Source organism: Neorhizobium sp. 05N33 (assembly GCF_056397445.1).
In genome coordinates this window covers 656,036-671,252 of record NZ_JBFTNK010000002.1, presented here as the reverse complement: position 1 = coordinate 671,252, position 15,217 = coordinate 656,036, and the positions used below count along the sequence as shown (strand labels likewise).

The window sequence follows — 15,217 nt, the reverse complement described above, 5'->3', positions numbered from 1 at the left end:
CATGTTCGGGTTGGATATCAATGTCGTGGCGATCATCGCCCTCGTGGCGGTCGCCGCGGCGGCGGTCTGTTACGGGCTGTTGTTCTCCCGCATGGAAGTGGAAAAGAAGGCCGACAGCCGGCTCAATCGGGTAAAATCGGCGGAAACCGATCTCAACAAGGTCAAGGACGCGCGAGACCGGGTGCAGGAGCTCTCCAAGCGCCGCAAGTCCATGCAAGACTCGATCAAGGACCTGGAGAAGAAGCAGGAAGAGAAGAACAGGAAGATGGGCGACGGCAGCTTGAAATCCAAGCTCGCCCAGACCGGCCTGTCCCTGACGATGGGCCGCTTCTATATGTTCAGTGTCCTTTTCGGCGTCTTCGTCTTCTTCGTCACCCTGATTGCCGGCCTGCCTTTGCTTGCCGCCCTCGGCGCAGCCTTCGTCAGCGCGGTCGGCTTGCCGCGCTGGATCGTTGGTTTCCTGGTCAAGCGTCGCCAGAAGAAGTTCCTGGAGGAATTTCCGAATGCGCTCGACGTCATGGTGCGATCGATCAAATCCGGCCTGCCGCTCAACGATTCAATGCGACTGATCGCATCCGACGGCCAGGAGCCGGTGAAGACGGAATTCCGCCGCGTGATCGAATCCCAGCAGGTGGGCCTGAGCATTCCCGAAGCCTGCACCCGCATGATGTTGACCATGCCGCTGCCGGAAGTGAATTTCTTTGCGATCGTCATCACCATTCAGGGCCAGGCCGGCGGCAATCTTTCCGAAGCGATCGGCAACCTTTCCAAGGTGCTGCGCGAGCGCAAGAAGATGAAGGCCAAGGTGCAGGCGTTGTCGATGGAAGCCAAGGCTTCGGCGGTGATCATCGGCGCTTTGCCCTTCATCGTATCGCTGCTCGTCTATCTCACCTCGCCTCAGTACATCTCGATCATCTTCACCGATCCGCGCGGGCACCTGATCCTTTTGGCTTCCGGCGTCTGGATGTCGATCGGCATCTTCGTCATGCGCAACATGATCAACTTCGACATCTGAGGGGACGGGACGATGGGACTGGCAACGACGCTTACCGATCCGATCACACTGCTTGCCATTCTGGTGGCCGTGGCGGTTTTCGCGACCCTCTACACGCTGGCGAGCCCTTTCCTCGAAAAAGGAGATCTCGACAAGCGCATGAAGGCCGTCTCCACCGAGCGCGAACAGATCCGCGCCCGCGAACGCGCCCGCATGAATTCCGAACAGTCGAAGACGTCGCTGCGCGCCCAGAACAACCAGTCGGTCCGGCAGATCGTCGAGCGCTTCAATCTGCGCAAGGCGCTGGTGGACGACAACACCGTCAACAGGCTTCGTGCCGCCGGTCTGAGGTCGCAGAACGCCCTCAACATGTTCCTGCTGGCCCGTTTCCTGCTGCCCTTCGTTTTCCTTGCGGCCGCTATCGTGTGGATTTTCGTGCTCGGCAACCTCGCCACCCGGCCGTTCCCGATCCGCATGCTGGCGGCGATCGTTATCGCCTATATCGGCTTCTACGCACCGAACATCTACATTTCCAACCGGGTGAAGAAGCGCCAGCATTCCATCAAGCGGGCCTGGCCCGATGCGCTCGACCTGATGTTGATCTGCGTCGAATCGGGGATTTCCATGGAAGCGGCGATGCGCCGCGTGGCCGAGGAGATGGCGCAGGCGTCGCCGCCGCTGGCCGAGGAAATGGTGCTGACGACGGCCGAGCTCTCCTTCTTGCAGGACCGCCGCACCGCGCTCGAAAATCTCGGCATCCGCACCCAGCTCGATATCGTCAGGGCCGTTACCCAGGCGCTGATCCAGGCGGAACGTTATGGCACGCCGATCGCCTCGGCGCTGCGCGTACTTGCCCAGGAAGGTCGCGACGAGCGGATGAACGAAGCGGAAAAGAAGGCGGCCGCCCTGCCGCCGAAGCTCACCGTCCCGATGATCCTGTTCTTCCTGCCGGTCCTGATCGCCGTCATCCTTGGTCCGGCCGGCATCCAGGTCGCCGACAAGTTCCACTGAACGCGGTTTTCTAGCATTCGGCGTTCGACCCGCACCGGCCGCGCGTGCCCATTGTTGAACGTGATATGAACTCCCGTTTCAGACGGCGTTCAGCGGGATCGGTCCAATATCCTCTCCATCAGCTCGAGACGGCCGGCTCTTCCAGCCCCGCCGGTTCGTGAGCGAAACATATTCGGAGGATACCAAGATGCTGACACGACTTTGCGTGAACCTCGTCCTGATCGGCGGAATCATCACCGTGATCTCGCGCCTTATCTAAGGCGCTCCGACAGGACCATTCCCGAAAACGAGAAAACCGGCGCAAGGCCGGTTTTTGTTGGAATGGCGGAAGAAGCCCCATCAGTTCGTGTTGGGCTTTCCCTTGCCATCCTTGTCGGCGAGCTTCGTCCAGGCGTTTTGCTGGGATAACATCGAGCGCAGATAGGTGACGTTGGCATCGGCCTGCTGCTGCGAGAGTTCGCGGCGGGCGATCTGTTCTGCTTCCGAAAAACGACCCTGCAGGCCGACCACCAGCGCCAGGTTCTGGCGGACGCGGCTGTCAGCGGCAGGCTGGCCGGCGGCATTACGCATGTAGGTTTCCGCCGTCTTCAGGTCGCCGGAAAGCACATAGGACATTCCGAGATTGGACATCACACTTGGCTCGTTCGGCTGGGTATCGAGCGCCATGCGGTATTTCTGGCGGGCCTCCGCCGAGCGCCCGAGCTGGTCGAGCACGGCCCCTTCGGCGGAATAGAGCCGCCAGTCCGGATGATCGGGGGTTTGCGCGCGGTTGATGGTCGCGAGCGCCTGTTCGAGCTGGCCGGCACCGGCCTGCGCCTTGCCATAGGCTGCCAGCACCTCGCGGTCGGCCGGGTGGGCAATCGCCACCTGCTGCATCACCGCAAGCGCCTGCGCGCTCTTGCCCGTCATACCGAGCACCGTCGCGTAGCGCAGCCCGATTTCCTTGTTCTTCGGATCCCGGGCATAACTTTCGCCGATCGACTTTTCTGTGCCTGCAAGCGCGTCCGCATTCATGCCGTCCATGGAGGCGGCCGAGGCCCTCGGGATCGAGCCCGTCGTCGCCGCGTCCCGGTTCGTCGCACAACCGGTGACCGAAAGAGCGGTGAGAAGGGCGAAGGCGGCGGTCTGGGCGAGGCGGGTCTTGCGAAGCGTCACTGCTGCGGAAGCGGTCATGGGGTGCGGTCTCGTTCGGTCCGGTGCCACGTCTTCCGATTAGGGAGCGGGCAGATAGCGCATTTCCACTCCAGCAATAAACTGTTAACCCTAACAGATCGTTAAGACGAGCGATTCCAACAGCTTCCGAAGGCCGGCCCATGACTCCTTATCAATATATCGAACGTCCCTCTCCCTTCAGCGAAAAAGGGGCGACGTCAAGGCCGGTCCATGCCGTGACGCCCTCCGACCTGGAGGCTGGGAAGCTCGATGCGGCGGCGCTCGCCTGGGCGAAGGCATCGGGCTTCAAGGCGGAAGCCGGTGCTCTGCTTGTGGTGCCCGCGGGCAATGAAGTGGGCAGCGCCCTGTTCGGCCTTGGCAGCGATCCCGCCGAGGCACCGTTCATTACCGGCAAACTCTCCAAGCTCTTGCCGGCGGGTGACTGGCATGTCGAGACCTCGGCGCTTGGCGGCGCGCATCTTGCTCTCGGCTACGGCCTCGGCACCTACGGTTTCAGCCGCTACAAGTCCGAAAAACCGAAGGACGTCCGGCTTGCGATCCCGGTCACGGCCGATGCCGCCGATGTCGAGCGCCAGCTTGCCGGCGTTTTCCTGGCCCGTGACCTCATCAATATTCCCACCAACGAGATGGGGCCGATCGAGCTCGAAGCGGCATTCCGGGCGCTTGGCGAACATTACGGCGCGACCGTCACGTCGATCGTCGGCGAGGACCTGCTCGCCCGGAATTTCCCTCTGGTTCACACGGTCGGCCGCGCCAGCGTCTCGCCTCCGCGGCTGCTCGAAATGCGCTGGGGACAGAAGGGCCATCCGCGCGTCACCCTGGTCGGGAAGGGGGTATGCTTCGATACCGGCGGCCTCGACATCAAGGGTGCCGCCAACATGGCGCTGATGAAGAAGGACATGGGCGGCGCGGCGAACGTCATGGGCCTTGCCCTGATGATCATGGATGCCGGCCTCAAGGTCGACCTGCAGGTTCTGGTGCCGGCGGTCGAAAACTCTATTTCCGGCAATGCCTTCCGCCCCGGCGATATCTACAGGAGCCGCAAGGGCGTCACCGTCCAGATAGACAATACGGATGCGGAAGGCCGGCTGGTCCTGGCCGACGCGCTCGCCTATGCGGACGAAAACCCGCCCGACTTGATGGTCGACATGTCGACGTTGACGGGGGCTGCCCGCGTCGCGCTCGGCACCGAGCTTGCGCCCTATTTCACCGACGACGAAACGCTTGCCGGCAAGCTGATGGACGCGGGACGCACCGAAGCCGATCCGATGTGGCGCCTGCCGCTGTGGATGGGCTACGACAAGGATATCCGCTCCCGCGCCGCCGATGTCACCAATTCGCCCTCGGGCGGCATGGCCGGCGCGATCACCGCAGCACTTTTCCTCAAGCGTTTCGTCACCGCGACCAGGAGCTGGGTGCATTTCGACATCTATGGCTGGGTGGCGGCCGAAAAGCCGCAGGCACCGGTCGGCGGCGAGGCGTTTGCGATCCGCGCGCTCTATCGCACGATCCGCGACATGGCCGCGAAATAAACCGGCTCCGAAACAAACCGGTAAGAACTTCGTCCTAAAATTCGTCGGATTGTGAACCGAGGCGGGACTTGGAACCGAGGTGGTGATGCCGGTTGAACTGACCGCCACGGAAGCGCTGGGCCTCTGGCACCGGGTATCGCTGGAGCAGGTGCGCCACGACGGCCGCGATCTGACATTGCGCCAGATGTCCATTCTGCTGCATATTTACCTCGTGCCGCCGCCGCACACGGTGCGTGGCCTGGCGGCGACGCTGGGCGTTACCAAGCCGGTCATCACCCGCGCGCTCGACACGATGGGCGAGATGGGCCTGGTGGATCGCCAGCGTGACGAGCGGGACCGCCGCAATGTGGTGATCAAGCGCACGGTGGCGGGTGCGCTCTATCTGGAAAAGCTGGGCGACCTGATCATCAAGGAAGGCCGCAAGTGACGGGTTTGGCATAAGGCGCCCGAAGGGAATTTGAAATGACCAAGTTGCTCGACAGACGCCTGCACGCCTTCCGCCCCGACCTTGCAGACGAGACGCTGAAGGGCAGCGTCGAGGCAGGCCAGTTCGTCCGCGGCGAACCGGCACGCATCGCCGTGCCGGTGGCTCAGCTGCGTCCGGCACCGGACCTTGCCCGCGGCATCGATACCGAACTTTTGTGGGGCGAAACCGTCCGGGTTTTCGACCGTGCCGATGGTTTTGCCTGGGTGCAGGCCGATCAGGACGGCTATGTCGGCTACCTGCCGGAGGCGATGCTCGGAAGCCCGGACGAACCCACCCACCGCATCGCCGTGCCCCGCACTTTCCTGTATCCGGAACCAGAGCTTCGCAAGCCGCCGGTTGGCGCCCTGTCCATGGGCAGCCGCGTCACCGTCGTCGGCGAGGCGGAAACCCGCGGCACCCGTTATTTCGTCTTGGCGAGCGGCGAGGCGGTGATCGCCCGCCATTGCCTGCCCATCGCCGAAACCTTGGATGGGGACTACGTCGCCGTCGCCGAAAAATTCATCGAGACGCCCTATCTCTGGGGTGGCCGTTCCGGTTTCGGTCTTGATTGCTCGTCGCTCGTGCAGCTCGCCCTGATGATGACCGGTCAATTTGCCCCACGCGACTCCGATATGCAGGCCTCGATCGGCAAAGAGATCGGCCAAGGGGAACTTCGCCGCGGCGACCTCGTTTTATGGAAAGGCCATGTCGGCATCATGGAGAATGCCGAGACGCTTCTCCACGCCAACGGCCACACGATGAGCGTCGCCCGCGAGAATTTCGAGGCGGCCGTTCAGCGGATCGGATGGCTCTACCAGCAGCCCACCGGCTATCGCCGTTTGGATAACCGCCGATGATCACGCAAACGTGGTCCCCGGCCCATGGATCGGGCCTCCTGCCGTCCATATCTTTGAATCGTCCGCAGTTTTCGTGGATGAGGAGTCGATTGATGCTCAAAGGTGCATGGATACTGCCGGCCATGATGCTCGTGGCGCTGCTTGTCGCCGCGTTGGTTCCGGCCGAGGTATTCGCAGCCGAGCCCCTGGCCTTCCCCAAGGACACCCAGACCTATTTCCGCAACCTGCCCGGCGTCGTGCCCGAGGAAGAACGCGTGAAGAAACAGGCCTATGACTGCACCAGCGATATCGAGAACGTCTATCGCAGTCGTGGCGGTTTCGACATTCTCTATGGAGATGTCATGCCGACCCGGATCTACCGCTGCAAGTCGCCGAGCGGCGTGACCTATACCGGCACACGGATGCCGAATAATGAATGGGCTCCCGGCATTCACCCCTATCATCTGCCCGAATAGGGCAATCTTCGTTCAAACGCGGCGAACGGGAAGACCGTATCTTGCGATGTCGCGTCGCAGCCCCGTCCAGCCATTGACGACCTGCCGCCGCTGCCCCACTACTTTCTGACATACTGAACTTGGTACACCGGGAGGATGCAGGGTGTTCCACGCAAGCATGAATTTTGCGCTCGGCGAGGAGGTCGACGCTGTTCGTGAGACGGTCCACCGTTTCGCGCAGGAAAAACTCAAGCCTCGCGCCGACGAAATCGACCGCAGCAACGAATTTGCCCGAGATCTCTGGCCTGAACTGGGTTCGCTCGGCCTGCTCGGCATCACCGCCGACCCGGAATTCGGCGGCACGGGCCTCGGTTATCTCGCTCATGTGGTCGCCGTCGAGGAGCTGGCTCGTGCCTCGGCCTCCACGTCGCTCAGTTACGGCGCTCATTCCAACCTCTGCGTCAACCAGATCAACCGCAACGGCAATGCCGACCAAAAGGCGCGTTACCTGCCGAAACTCTGCTCGGGAGAGCATGTCGGCGCGCTCGCCATGTCGGAACCCGGCGCCGGTTCCGACGTCGTCTCGATGAAGCTCCGCGCCGAGAAGCACGGCGATCGCTATGTCTTGAACGGAACCAAGATGTGGATCACCAACGGCCCGGATGCCGATGTGCTGGTGGTCTATGCCAAGACCGATCCGACCGCCGCCTCCAAAGGCATCACCGCCTTCCTCGTCGAAAAGGGTTTCAAGGGCTTCACGACCGCCCAGAAGCTCGACAAACTCGGCATGCGCGGCTCCAACACCTGCGAACTGGTGTTCGAGGATTGCGAAGTGCCGGCCGAAAACGTCATGGGCGCCGAAGGTGGCGGCGTGCGCGTGCTGATGTCGGGGCTCGACTACGAGCGCGTCGTGCTTTCGGCGATCGGCATCGGCATCATGCATGCCTGCCTCGACGTGGTCATGCCCTATGTCCACGAGCGAAAGCAGTTCGGCCAGCCGATCGGCGAGTTCCAGCTGATCCAGGCCAAGGTCGCCGACATGTACACGGCGATGAATTCCGCCCGTGCCTATGTCTATGCGGTGGCCGCCGCCTGCGATCGCGGCGCCGTGACACGCCAGGATGCCGCTGCCTGCTGCCTCTACGCCTCCGAACAGGCGACCCAGCAGGCGCTGCAGGCCATCCAGATCCTCGGCGGCAACGGTTATATCAACGACAATCCGACTGGCCGGTTGCTGCGCGACGCCAAGCTGATGGAGATCGGCGCCGGTACGTCTGAAATCCGCCGCATGCTGATCGGCCGCGAACTCTTCAAGGAAACCGCCTGATGGCTGTCATCCGGTCTGCGGTCAACCTGAGGAGCGAAGCCGCCGAAGCGAACCGCGCCGCGATGCAGGCAAAGCTTGCCGAGGTCGAGGCGGCGGTAGCGCTTGGCCAAGCCGGCGGTGGCGAGGAAGCGCGGGCGCGGCATGTGAAGCGCGGCAAGCTGCTTCCGCGCGAGCGGATCGCTCGGCTGCTGGATCACGGTTCGCCCTTTCTCGAAATCGGCGCCACCGCCGCGCATGGGCTTTACGGCGGGGCGAGCCCGTCAGCCGGCATCGTCACCGGCATCGGCCGGGTCGAGGGCCACGAGGTGATGATCGTCGCCAACGACGCCACCGTCAAAGGCGGCACCTATTACCCGATGACGGTCAAGAAACACCTGCGCGCCCAGGAGATCGCCGAGGAGAACCGGCTGCCTTGCGTCTATCTGGTCGATTCCGGCGGCGCCAACCTGCCGAACCAGGACGAGGTGTTTCCCGACCGCGATCATTTCGGCCGCATCTTCTTCAACCAGGCGCGCATGTCGGCGAAGGGCATCGCCCAGATCGCCGCCGTCATGGGTTCCTGCACCGCCGGCGGCGCCTATGTGCCCGCCATGTCCGACGAGGCGATCATCGTCAAGGACCAGGGCACGATCTTCCTCGCCGGCCCGCCGCTGGTGAAGGCCGCGACGGGCGAGGAAGTCTCGGCCGAAGATCTCGGCGGCGGCGATGTGCACACAAGGCTGTCCGGCGTCGCCGATCATCTCGCCCGCGACGACGCCCATGCGCTTGCGCTGGTCCGCCGCGCGGTCGCCGGGCTCAACACCCGCAAGCCGGATAGCGTGATGCTGGCGACGCCCGAAGATCCGCTCTACGATCCGGAAGAAATCGCTTCCATCGTACCGTCCTCTCTGAGCACGCCCTACGACATCCGCGAGGTGATCGCCCGCGTCGTCGATGGCTCGCGGTTCGACGAGTTCAAGGCTCGCTTCGGCATGACGCTGGTCTGCGGCTTTGCGCATATCTTCGGCATCCCGGTCGGCATCATCGCCAACAATGGCGTGCTGTTTTCCGAAAGCGCCCAGAAGGGCGCTCATTTCATCGAGCTCTGCTCGCAGCGAAAGATCCCGCTGGTCTTCCTGCAGAACATCACCGGCTTCATGGTCGGTCGCAGATACGAGGCGGAGGGCATCGCCAAGCACGGCGCCAAGCTGGTGACGGCGGTTGCGACCACGTCCGTGCCGAAGGTCACGATCCTGCTTGGCGGCTCCTTCGGCGCCGGCAATTACGGCATGGCCGGCCGCGCCTATTCGCCGCGTTTCCTCTGGACCTGGCCGAACAGCCGGATTTCGGTGATGGGCGGCCCGCAGGCCGCCGGCGTGCTGGCGACCGTCCGGCGCGAGGCGATCGAGCGCGGCGGCAAGACGTGGAGCACGGACGAGGAAATGGCGTTCAAACAGCCGGTGCTCGACCAGTTCGAGGAACAGAGCCACCCGCTTTATGCGTCCGCCCGCCTCTGGGACGACGGCATCATCCACCCTGCCAGGACTCGTCAGGTCCTGGGCCTGAGCCTCTCGGCCGCCCTCAATGCTCCGATCAAGGATACACGCTTCGGCGTGTTCCGGATGTGAGGTTGGTTTGATGCAGCAGAGCACATCCAAATACCCCTTCTGGCCTGCCGGCCATCTCCCCCACAAGGGGGGAGAAGACTCGCTGCAAGGCCTCGCTTCAAATCCACGGCCGGTGCGGCGGGGTAAGCCCCTCCCCCTTGTGGGGAGGGGTTGGGGAGGGGTTTACTCTTCCTGGTATCTCGGTGCTGCCTCATGCTGAGAAAAGTCCTCATAGCCAATCGTGGCGAGATCGCCTGCCGCATTATCCGCACCTGCCACCGCCTGGGTGTTGCGACCGTCGCCGTCTATTCCGACGCCGACCGGGATGCCCTGCATGTGTCACTTGCGGGAGAGGCGATCCATATCGGGCCGTCTCCCGCCGCCGAAAGTTATCTCCGTGGTGACGCGATCATCGACGCGGCGCTGCGCACTGGTGCCGACGCAATCCATCCCGGCTATGGCTTCCTCTCGGAGAACCCCGATTTCGCCGATGCGGTAACATCCGCCGGCATCCGTTTCATCGGCCCATCGTCCAATGCCATCCGCGCCATGGGCCTCAAGGACGCTGCCAAGGCGCTGATGGAAAAGGCAGGCGTGCCCGTCGTGCCGGGTTATCACGGCGCCGAGCAGGATCCGGACTTACTCTTGGGTGAGGCAGAGCGGATCGGCTTCCCGGTGCTGATCAAGGCACGCGCCGGCGGCGGCGGCAAGGGCATGCGGCGTGTCGAAAGTGCGGCCGACTTCAGGGAAGCACTCGCCTCGGCACAGCGGGAGGCTTTGGCCGCCTTCGGCGATCCCGCCTGCCTGATCGAGAAACACATCGCCCATCCACGCCATATCGAAATCCAGGTGTTTGGCGACGATCACGGCAATGTCGTGCACCTCTTCGAACGCGACTGCTCGCTGCAGCGCCGCCACCAGAAAGTCATCGAGGAAGCGCCGGCTCCCGGCATGCCGGAGGACATGCGCCTTGCCATGGGCGAGGCGGCGGTCAAGGCGGCGATGGCGATTTCCTATTCCGGTGCCGGCACGATCGAGTTCATAGCTGATGCCTCCGACGGGCTGAAGGCGGACCGCTTCTGGTTCATGGAAATGAACACCCGCCTGCAGGTGGAGCATCCGGTGACCGAGGCGATCACAGGCGTCGATCTCGTCGAATGGCAGCTTCGCGTCGCGTCCGGCGAGCCTCTGCCGCGCAGCCAAGACGAACTTTTCATCAGCGGTTGGGCCATCGAGGCGCGGCTTTATGCGGAGGATGCCGAGCGGGGTTTTCTGCCCGCCACCGGCAGGCTTGCGCACCTGGACCTGCCGGAGGAATTGGCGCGGGTGGACAGCGGCGTGCGCGCCGGCGACCGCATCTCTCCCTTCTACGATCCGATGATCGCCAAGATCATCACCCGCGGGCCGGATCGCCAGACGGCGCTGTCGCTGCTGTCGTCCGCCCTTGCCGAGGTTCGCGCCACCGGCGTCACCACCAACGCCGCATTTCTTCGCCGGCTAACGATCCAGCCGGATTTCGTCGAAGGCTTGCCCGATACCGGTCTGATCGACAGGCATCTGGCGGAATTGACGATCGGTCAGTCCCCGCCTCGCGAGACAATGGCGCTGGCCGCCTTGAAGCTTTCCGGCGCACTCGAGCCGAAGACCGTCAGCGATCCCTGGGGCCGCTTGTCCGGATTCCGGTTATGGTCGGAAGCGTCCGATTTCGTCGAACTGGATTACCGCGGCCAGCATGTGCCGATCTCGTTCCGATCGACCGTGGAGGGCGTCTATGCGGCCGCGGTCGACGGCAGACAGGTCGATTTCGGCCTTTCTCGTCTGGGCGAAGACATCTATCTCCTGGAGGTCGACGGCCGTAAGCGCCGGTTCCATCTCGTGCCTGGCCATCATGATCTGACGATCTTCGGCGATGGCGAAAGCTGGCACTTCGGCCTTATCGATCCCCTTGCCGGTGAGGATGAGATTGCCGCCGGCAGCGATCGCATCGTCGCCCCCATGCCGGGCCTCGTCAAACTCCTACGTGCCACGCCGGGAGCCTCTGTCACAAAGGGCGAGGCTCTTGTCGTCATGGAAGCGATGAAGATGGAGCTGACGCTTGTCGCCCCGCGCGGCGGAACGGTTGCCGACGTCCTCGTGTCGCAGGGCGAGCAGGTGATCGAAGGCGCCGTGCTGCTCTCCCTTGAGCAGGAGCAGGAAGCCGGGGAGCCGCAGGATGGCTGAATTCGTCCGCATCCACGAGATGGGGCCGCGGGACGGCCTGCAGAACGAGAAGCGCCTCATTTCCACTGCCGATAAGATCCGGCTGGTTGACCTGCTTTCGGCCTGCGGTTTCGAAAAAATCGAGGTGACGAGCTTCGTGCGTGCCGACTGGGTGCCGCAGATGGCCGACGGCGCCGAGGTCATGGCTGGCATTACCCGCCGTCCGGGGACGCTGTACACAGTGCTGACGCCGAACGTGCGGGGATATGCGGCGGCCGTCTCGGCCAAAGCGGATGAGGTTGCCGTCTTCGCCTCGGCGTCCGAAGGTTTCAGCCACCGCAACATCAATTGTAGCATTGCGGAGAGTTTTCAGCGGTTCGCGCCGCTGATCGGCAGTGCCCGCCGCGACGGCATCCCGGTCCGCGCCTATGTCTCCTGCGCCGTCGATTGCCCCTTCGATGGTCCGACGCCGCCGGCCCAGGTGGCGCGGGTGGCAACGGAGCTTCATGCGCTGGGTTGCAGCGAGGTGGCGTTGGCCGATACGATCGGCACAGGCACGCCGGATCGGGTCGCAGCCATGCTCGATGCGGTCTTGAAGCGCCTGCCGGCGGCACATCTCGCCGGGCATTTTCATGACACAAACGGCCGGGCGCTCGACAACATCGCCGTTTCGCTCGAAAAAGGCCTGCGCGTTTTCGACGCTGCGGCCGGCGGGCTTGGCGGCTGCCCCTATGCGCCAGGGGCGGAGGGTAATGTGGCGACCGGCAAGACGGTCGATCGTCTGCATGCGCTGGGTTTCGAAACTCGCATCGATCGCGACCGCTTGTCCGAAGCCGAGGATTTCGCCCGGAGTTTGAGGGGGCCGCGCTGATGGGGGCTTACGACACGCTGACGCTGGAACGGGATCTCCGCGGGGTGGTAACACTGACGCTCGCCCGGCCCGAAAAGCACAATGCCATGAACGCACGGATGATCGCCGACCTGGCCGACGCGGCCGGCAAGCTCGCAGCCGACGATGCGGTGCGCGTCGTGGTTCTCGCATCCGCCGGCTCCACATTCTGCGCCGGAGGCGATCTGCAATGGATGCGCGACCAGGCGGCGAGGGATCGTGCCGGCAAGATCGAGGGGGCGACGGAACTTGCTCTTATGCTGAAGGCGCTCGACGACCTGCCGAAACCGCTGGTCGGCCGGGTTCAGGGCAATGCCTTCGGCGGCGGTATCGGCCTGATGGCCGTCTGCGACATCGTGGTCGCGGCTGACAGCGCCTGGTTTGCGCTCACTGAAACACGGCTCGGCCTGATCCCCGCCACCATCGGACCCTATGTCGTGCGCCGGATCGGCGAAGGCCATGCCCGCCGGCTGTTCCTCAACGCCCGCCGCTTCGATGCGGTCACGGCCCGCGAGATTGGTCTCGTTTCCGTCGTTCGCACCGCCGGCGAACTCGATACGGCGGTGGAACAGGAGGTCTCGGCTTTCCTCGATTGCGCTCCCGGCGCCGTCGCCAGCGCCAAGAGCCTTGTGCAAAATCTCGCCCGCCAGGCGATCGAAGATCCGATCGGCTACAGCACGGGCTTGCTCGCCGACTGTTGGGAAAGCACCGAAGGTCGCGCCGGCATCGACGCCTTCCTCAATCGCCGGCCGATGCCCTGGGCGGCGCCCAAGTCAGGCGGGGATTAGTCCCGGATCGGCTCAGGGACCAATCGAGCGTTATTGTTTCGGAATACCCGCCTTCTGGATCACGTCCGACCATTTCTGGATGTCGGCCTTCAGGCGGTTGCCGATTTCCTCCGGCGTGCTTGATCGGGCTTCGACGCCGAGATCCGCGAACCGCTTCTTGAGGGCAGGGTCGGCCAGCACTTCGACCAGCGTGGCGTTCAGCTTCTTCACCGCTTCCGGCGGCGTGCCCTTCGGCGCGAAAATGGCATTCCAGGAGGTCACGTCGAAACCCTTGACGCCTTCTTCCGCGGCGGTCGGGACGTTCGGCGAGAGGCTGGAGCGCGACGGGCCGGATGAGGCGATAGCGGTCGCCTGGTTCTGCTGCAGGGCAGCCTTCAGCGCCGTCTGGCTGTCGACGATCAAGTCGAGCTCGCCGCCCAGCAGGGCGACCTGAAGATCGGGCGTGGCTTTGTAAGGGACGATGGTGAAATCGATCCCGGAAGCCGACTTGAAGAGTTCGGCTGCCAGGTTCTGGCTGCTGCCGACATTGATCGTCCCGACATTGAGCGCGCCCGGCTTGGCCTTGGCGCCTTCCAGCACGTCCTTGAGAGTTTTGAATTTGCCATCCGCCTTGGTGACGAACACGAAATCGAAATAGGCAAGGCTCGATACCGGCACGAAATCGGCGACCGGATCGAATTGCAGGTTCTTGAAGAGCGGTACGCTGATCGCGGTTCCGTTCGAGAGCAGTGCGAGCGTGTAGCCGTCCGCCGGGGCGTTCAGCGCCGCCCGGGCCGCGACCGAACCGCCGGCGCCCGGCTGGTTCATGATGACGATCTGTTTGCCGAGCTTCTTGCCGAGCGATTCGGCAACCAGGCGTGCCGTGATGTCGGCAATGCCGCCGGGCCCGAACGGCAGAACCAGCGTGATGTCCCTCGACGGATAGGCGTCCTGCGCCATGGCGCCGGTCGGCAGCATCAGGGTCAGGGCGACAGCCAGAGATTTCATCCATCGCGCCGGCTGTCGGAACCGGCCCGCCGATCTCCCCATAGTTTTGTAATTCATTCTCTCCTCCTCCTCTAAAGGCCGCTCAGGCGGCGAAACCGTATAAACGTGCTGGATTGTCGACGAGCAGCCGCTGCCGATCCTCTTCCGTCAGCGCGAACTTCGGCACGAGATCCACGAGATCGGCCTCGTCTACCGGCTCCTTGAGGTTCGGATGCGGAAAGTCCGTGCCCCAGAGGCACCGGTTAGGGCTTGCCTCCAGCAGCGCCTTGGCAAAAGGTACGGCCGTATCGAACGGAAAACGGGAGATACGTTCCGAACCGCAGACCTTGATCCAGCAGTTTTCCCGTCGCACCAACTCCAGCAGCGCCCGGAACGCTGGCTGATCGAGGCCGAGGCTGGTCTCGATGCGACCCATGTGATCGATGACGAAGGGCACCGGCAGTCGGGCGATCATGTCGGAGAGCGGAACGATGTCGGCGGCATCGAGATGCAGGACCACATGCCAGCCGCGGCCCTTGATGCGGTCGATCGACCGGTTGAAGACGTCCGTATCCGGCGCGCCGCCGAGGTGGCGGACGAAATTGAACCGCACGCCGCGCACGCCGCCATCGTCGAGCGTCTGATAGGCGCGGTCGTCAAAACTGTCGTCGACGATGGCGACGCCGCGGTAACGATCCGGGCGCCAGGCGATCGCGTCGAGCATGGCGCGGTTGTCGGTCCCGTGGCAGCTCGCCTGAACGATGACGGCGCGGTCGATGCGAAGCCGGTCGTGGAGCCTCGCCAGCGCCTCTTTCGGCGCATCCTCCGGCGTATAACTGCGGTTGGGGGAATAAGGGAACACGGCGCCCGGGCCGAACACGTGGCAATGCGCGTCGCAGCTATTGACAGGCAGTATGAAGTTCGGTTTCCGCCGCGCGGTTGCTATCCCGTGACCGCTCTCCTGGCGATGTTCGTTCATTTCTCCTCCCATGCGT

General features: G+C 63.8%; 14 protein-coding genes. 11 read left to right on the top strand and 3 right to left on the bottom strand.

The window, feature by feature from the left end; all coding sequences use genetic code 11:
- The first annotated feature begins 1 nt into the window (after position 1).
- Positions 2 to 1,015, top strand: a complete 1,014-nt coding sequence (locus tag AC1DLT_RS07695) for a type II secretion system F family protein (RefSeq protein WP_477486364.1) — start codon at positions 2 to 4, stop codon at positions 1,013 to 1,015.
- A 12-nt stretch (positions 1,016 to 1,027) separates the two neighbouring features.
- Positions 1,028 to 2,005 carry a type II secretion system F family protein gene (locus AC1DLT_RS07690; protein WP_038592363.1) on the top strand — a complete coding sequence of 326 codons (978 nt, stop codon included), beginning with the start codon at positions 1,028 to 1,030 and terminating at the stop codon, positions 2,003 to 2,005.
- A 339-nt stretch (positions 2,006 to 2,344) separates the two neighbouring features.
- On the opposite strand, the gene AC1DLT_RS07685 is transcribed toward AC1DLT_RS07690, so the two are convergent.
- Complete coding sequence (locus tag AC1DLT_RS07685; RefSeq protein WP_477486363.1) at positions 2,345 to 3,178, bottom strand: tetratricopeptide repeat protein; 834 nt, start codon at positions 3,176 to 3,178, stop codon at positions 2,345 to 2,347.
- A 140-nt stretch (positions 3,179 to 3,318) separates the two neighbouring features.
- Here AC1DLT_RS07685 and AC1DLT_RS07680 point away from each other — a divergent pair, with 140 nt between their 5' ends.
- The 9 genes from AC1DLT_RS07680 (at position 3,319) to AC1DLT_RS07640 (ending at position 13,256) form a co-directional block, all read left to right on the top strand.
- Positions 3,319 to 4,710: a leucyl aminopeptidase family protein gene (locus tag AC1DLT_RS07680; protein ID WP_477486362.1), complete on the top strand. Its 1,392-nt coding sequence runs from the start codon at positions 3,319 to 3,321 to the stop codon at positions 4,708 to 4,710.
- Positions 4,711 to 4,795: 85 nt separating this feature from the next.
- Positions 4,796 to 5,137 carry a MarR family transcriptional regulator gene (locus tag AC1DLT_RS07675; RefSeq protein WP_247138613.1) on the top strand — a complete coding sequence of 114 codons (342 nt, stop codon included), beginning with the start codon at positions 4,796 to 4,798 and terminating at the stop codon, positions 5,135 to 5,137.
- Between the two features lie 35 nt (positions 5,138 to 5,172).
- Entirely contained in the window at positions 5,173 to 6,033 is an 861-nt protein-coding gene (locus AC1DLT_RS07670) for a C40 family peptidase (protein WP_477486361.1), read from the top strand.
- Positions 6,034 to 6,125: 92 nt separating this feature from the next.
- Complete coding sequence (locus tag AC1DLT_RS07665) at positions 6,126 to 6,488, top strand: hypothetical protein (RefSeq protein ID WP_247031733.1); 363 nt, start codon at positions 6,126 to 6,128, stop codon at positions 6,486 to 6,488.
- 142 nt (positions 6,489 to 6,630) lie between these two features.
- The gene (locus AC1DLT_RS07660) at positions 6,631 to 7,794 is read left to right on the top strand and encodes an isovaleryl-CoA dehydrogenase (protein ID WP_477486360.1); all 1,164 of its coding nucleotides are present in this window, start codon (positions 6,631 to 6,633) and stop codon (positions 7,792 to 7,794) included.
- The gene (locus tag AC1DLT_RS07655; protein ID WP_477486359.1) at positions 7,794 to 9,401 is read left to right on the top strand and encodes a carboxyl transferase domain-containing protein; all 1,608 of its coding nucleotides are present in this window, start codon (positions 7,794 to 7,796) and stop codon (positions 9,399 to 9,401) included. The genes AC1DLT_RS07660 and AC1DLT_RS07655 overlap by 1 nt, the downstream gene beginning before the upstream one ends.
- A 192-nt stretch (positions 9,402 to 9,593) precedes the next feature.
- Positions 9,594 to 11,600: an acetyl/propionyl/methylcrotonyl-CoA carboxylase subunit alpha gene (locus AC1DLT_RS07650; protein WP_477486358.1), complete on the top strand. Its 2,007-nt coding sequence runs from the start codon at positions 9,594 to 9,596 to the stop codon at positions 11,598 to 11,600.
- Positions 11,593 to 12,450: a hydroxymethylglutaryl-CoA lyase gene (locus tag AC1DLT_RS07645; RefSeq protein WP_477486357.1), complete on the top strand. Its 858-nt coding sequence runs from the start codon at positions 11,593 to 11,595 to the stop codon at positions 12,448 to 12,450. The genes AC1DLT_RS07650 and AC1DLT_RS07645 overlap by 8 nt, the downstream gene beginning before the upstream one ends.
- Positions 12,450 to 13,256 (top strand): crotonase/enoyl-CoA hydratase family protein, encoded by an 807-nt coding sequence (locus AC1DLT_RS07640; RefSeq protein ID WP_477486356.1) that lies wholly within the window; start codon positions 12,450 to 12,452, stop codon positions 13,254 to 13,256. Before AC1DLT_RS07645 ends, AC1DLT_RS07640 begins: the two co-directional genes overlap by 1 nt.
- Before the next feature lie 30 nt (positions 13,257 to 13,286).
- Here the strand turns inward: AC1DLT_RS07640 and AC1DLT_RS07635 are convergent, their stop codons facing one another.
- On the bottom strand, positions 13,287 to 14,300 hold the full coding sequence (locus AC1DLT_RS07635; RefSeq protein WP_477486355.1) for a Bug family tripartite tricarboxylate transporter substrate binding protein: 1,014 nt from the start codon (positions 14,298 to 14,300) through the stop codon (positions 13,287 to 13,289).
- Between the two features lie 25 nt (positions 14,301 to 14,325).
- Complete coding sequence (locus AC1DLT_RS07630; protein WP_477486354.1) at positions 14,326 to 15,201, bottom strand: amidohydrolase family protein; 876 nt, start codon at positions 15,199 to 15,201, stop codon at positions 14,326 to 14,328.
- Positions 15,202 to 15,217: the final 16 nt, after the last annotated feature.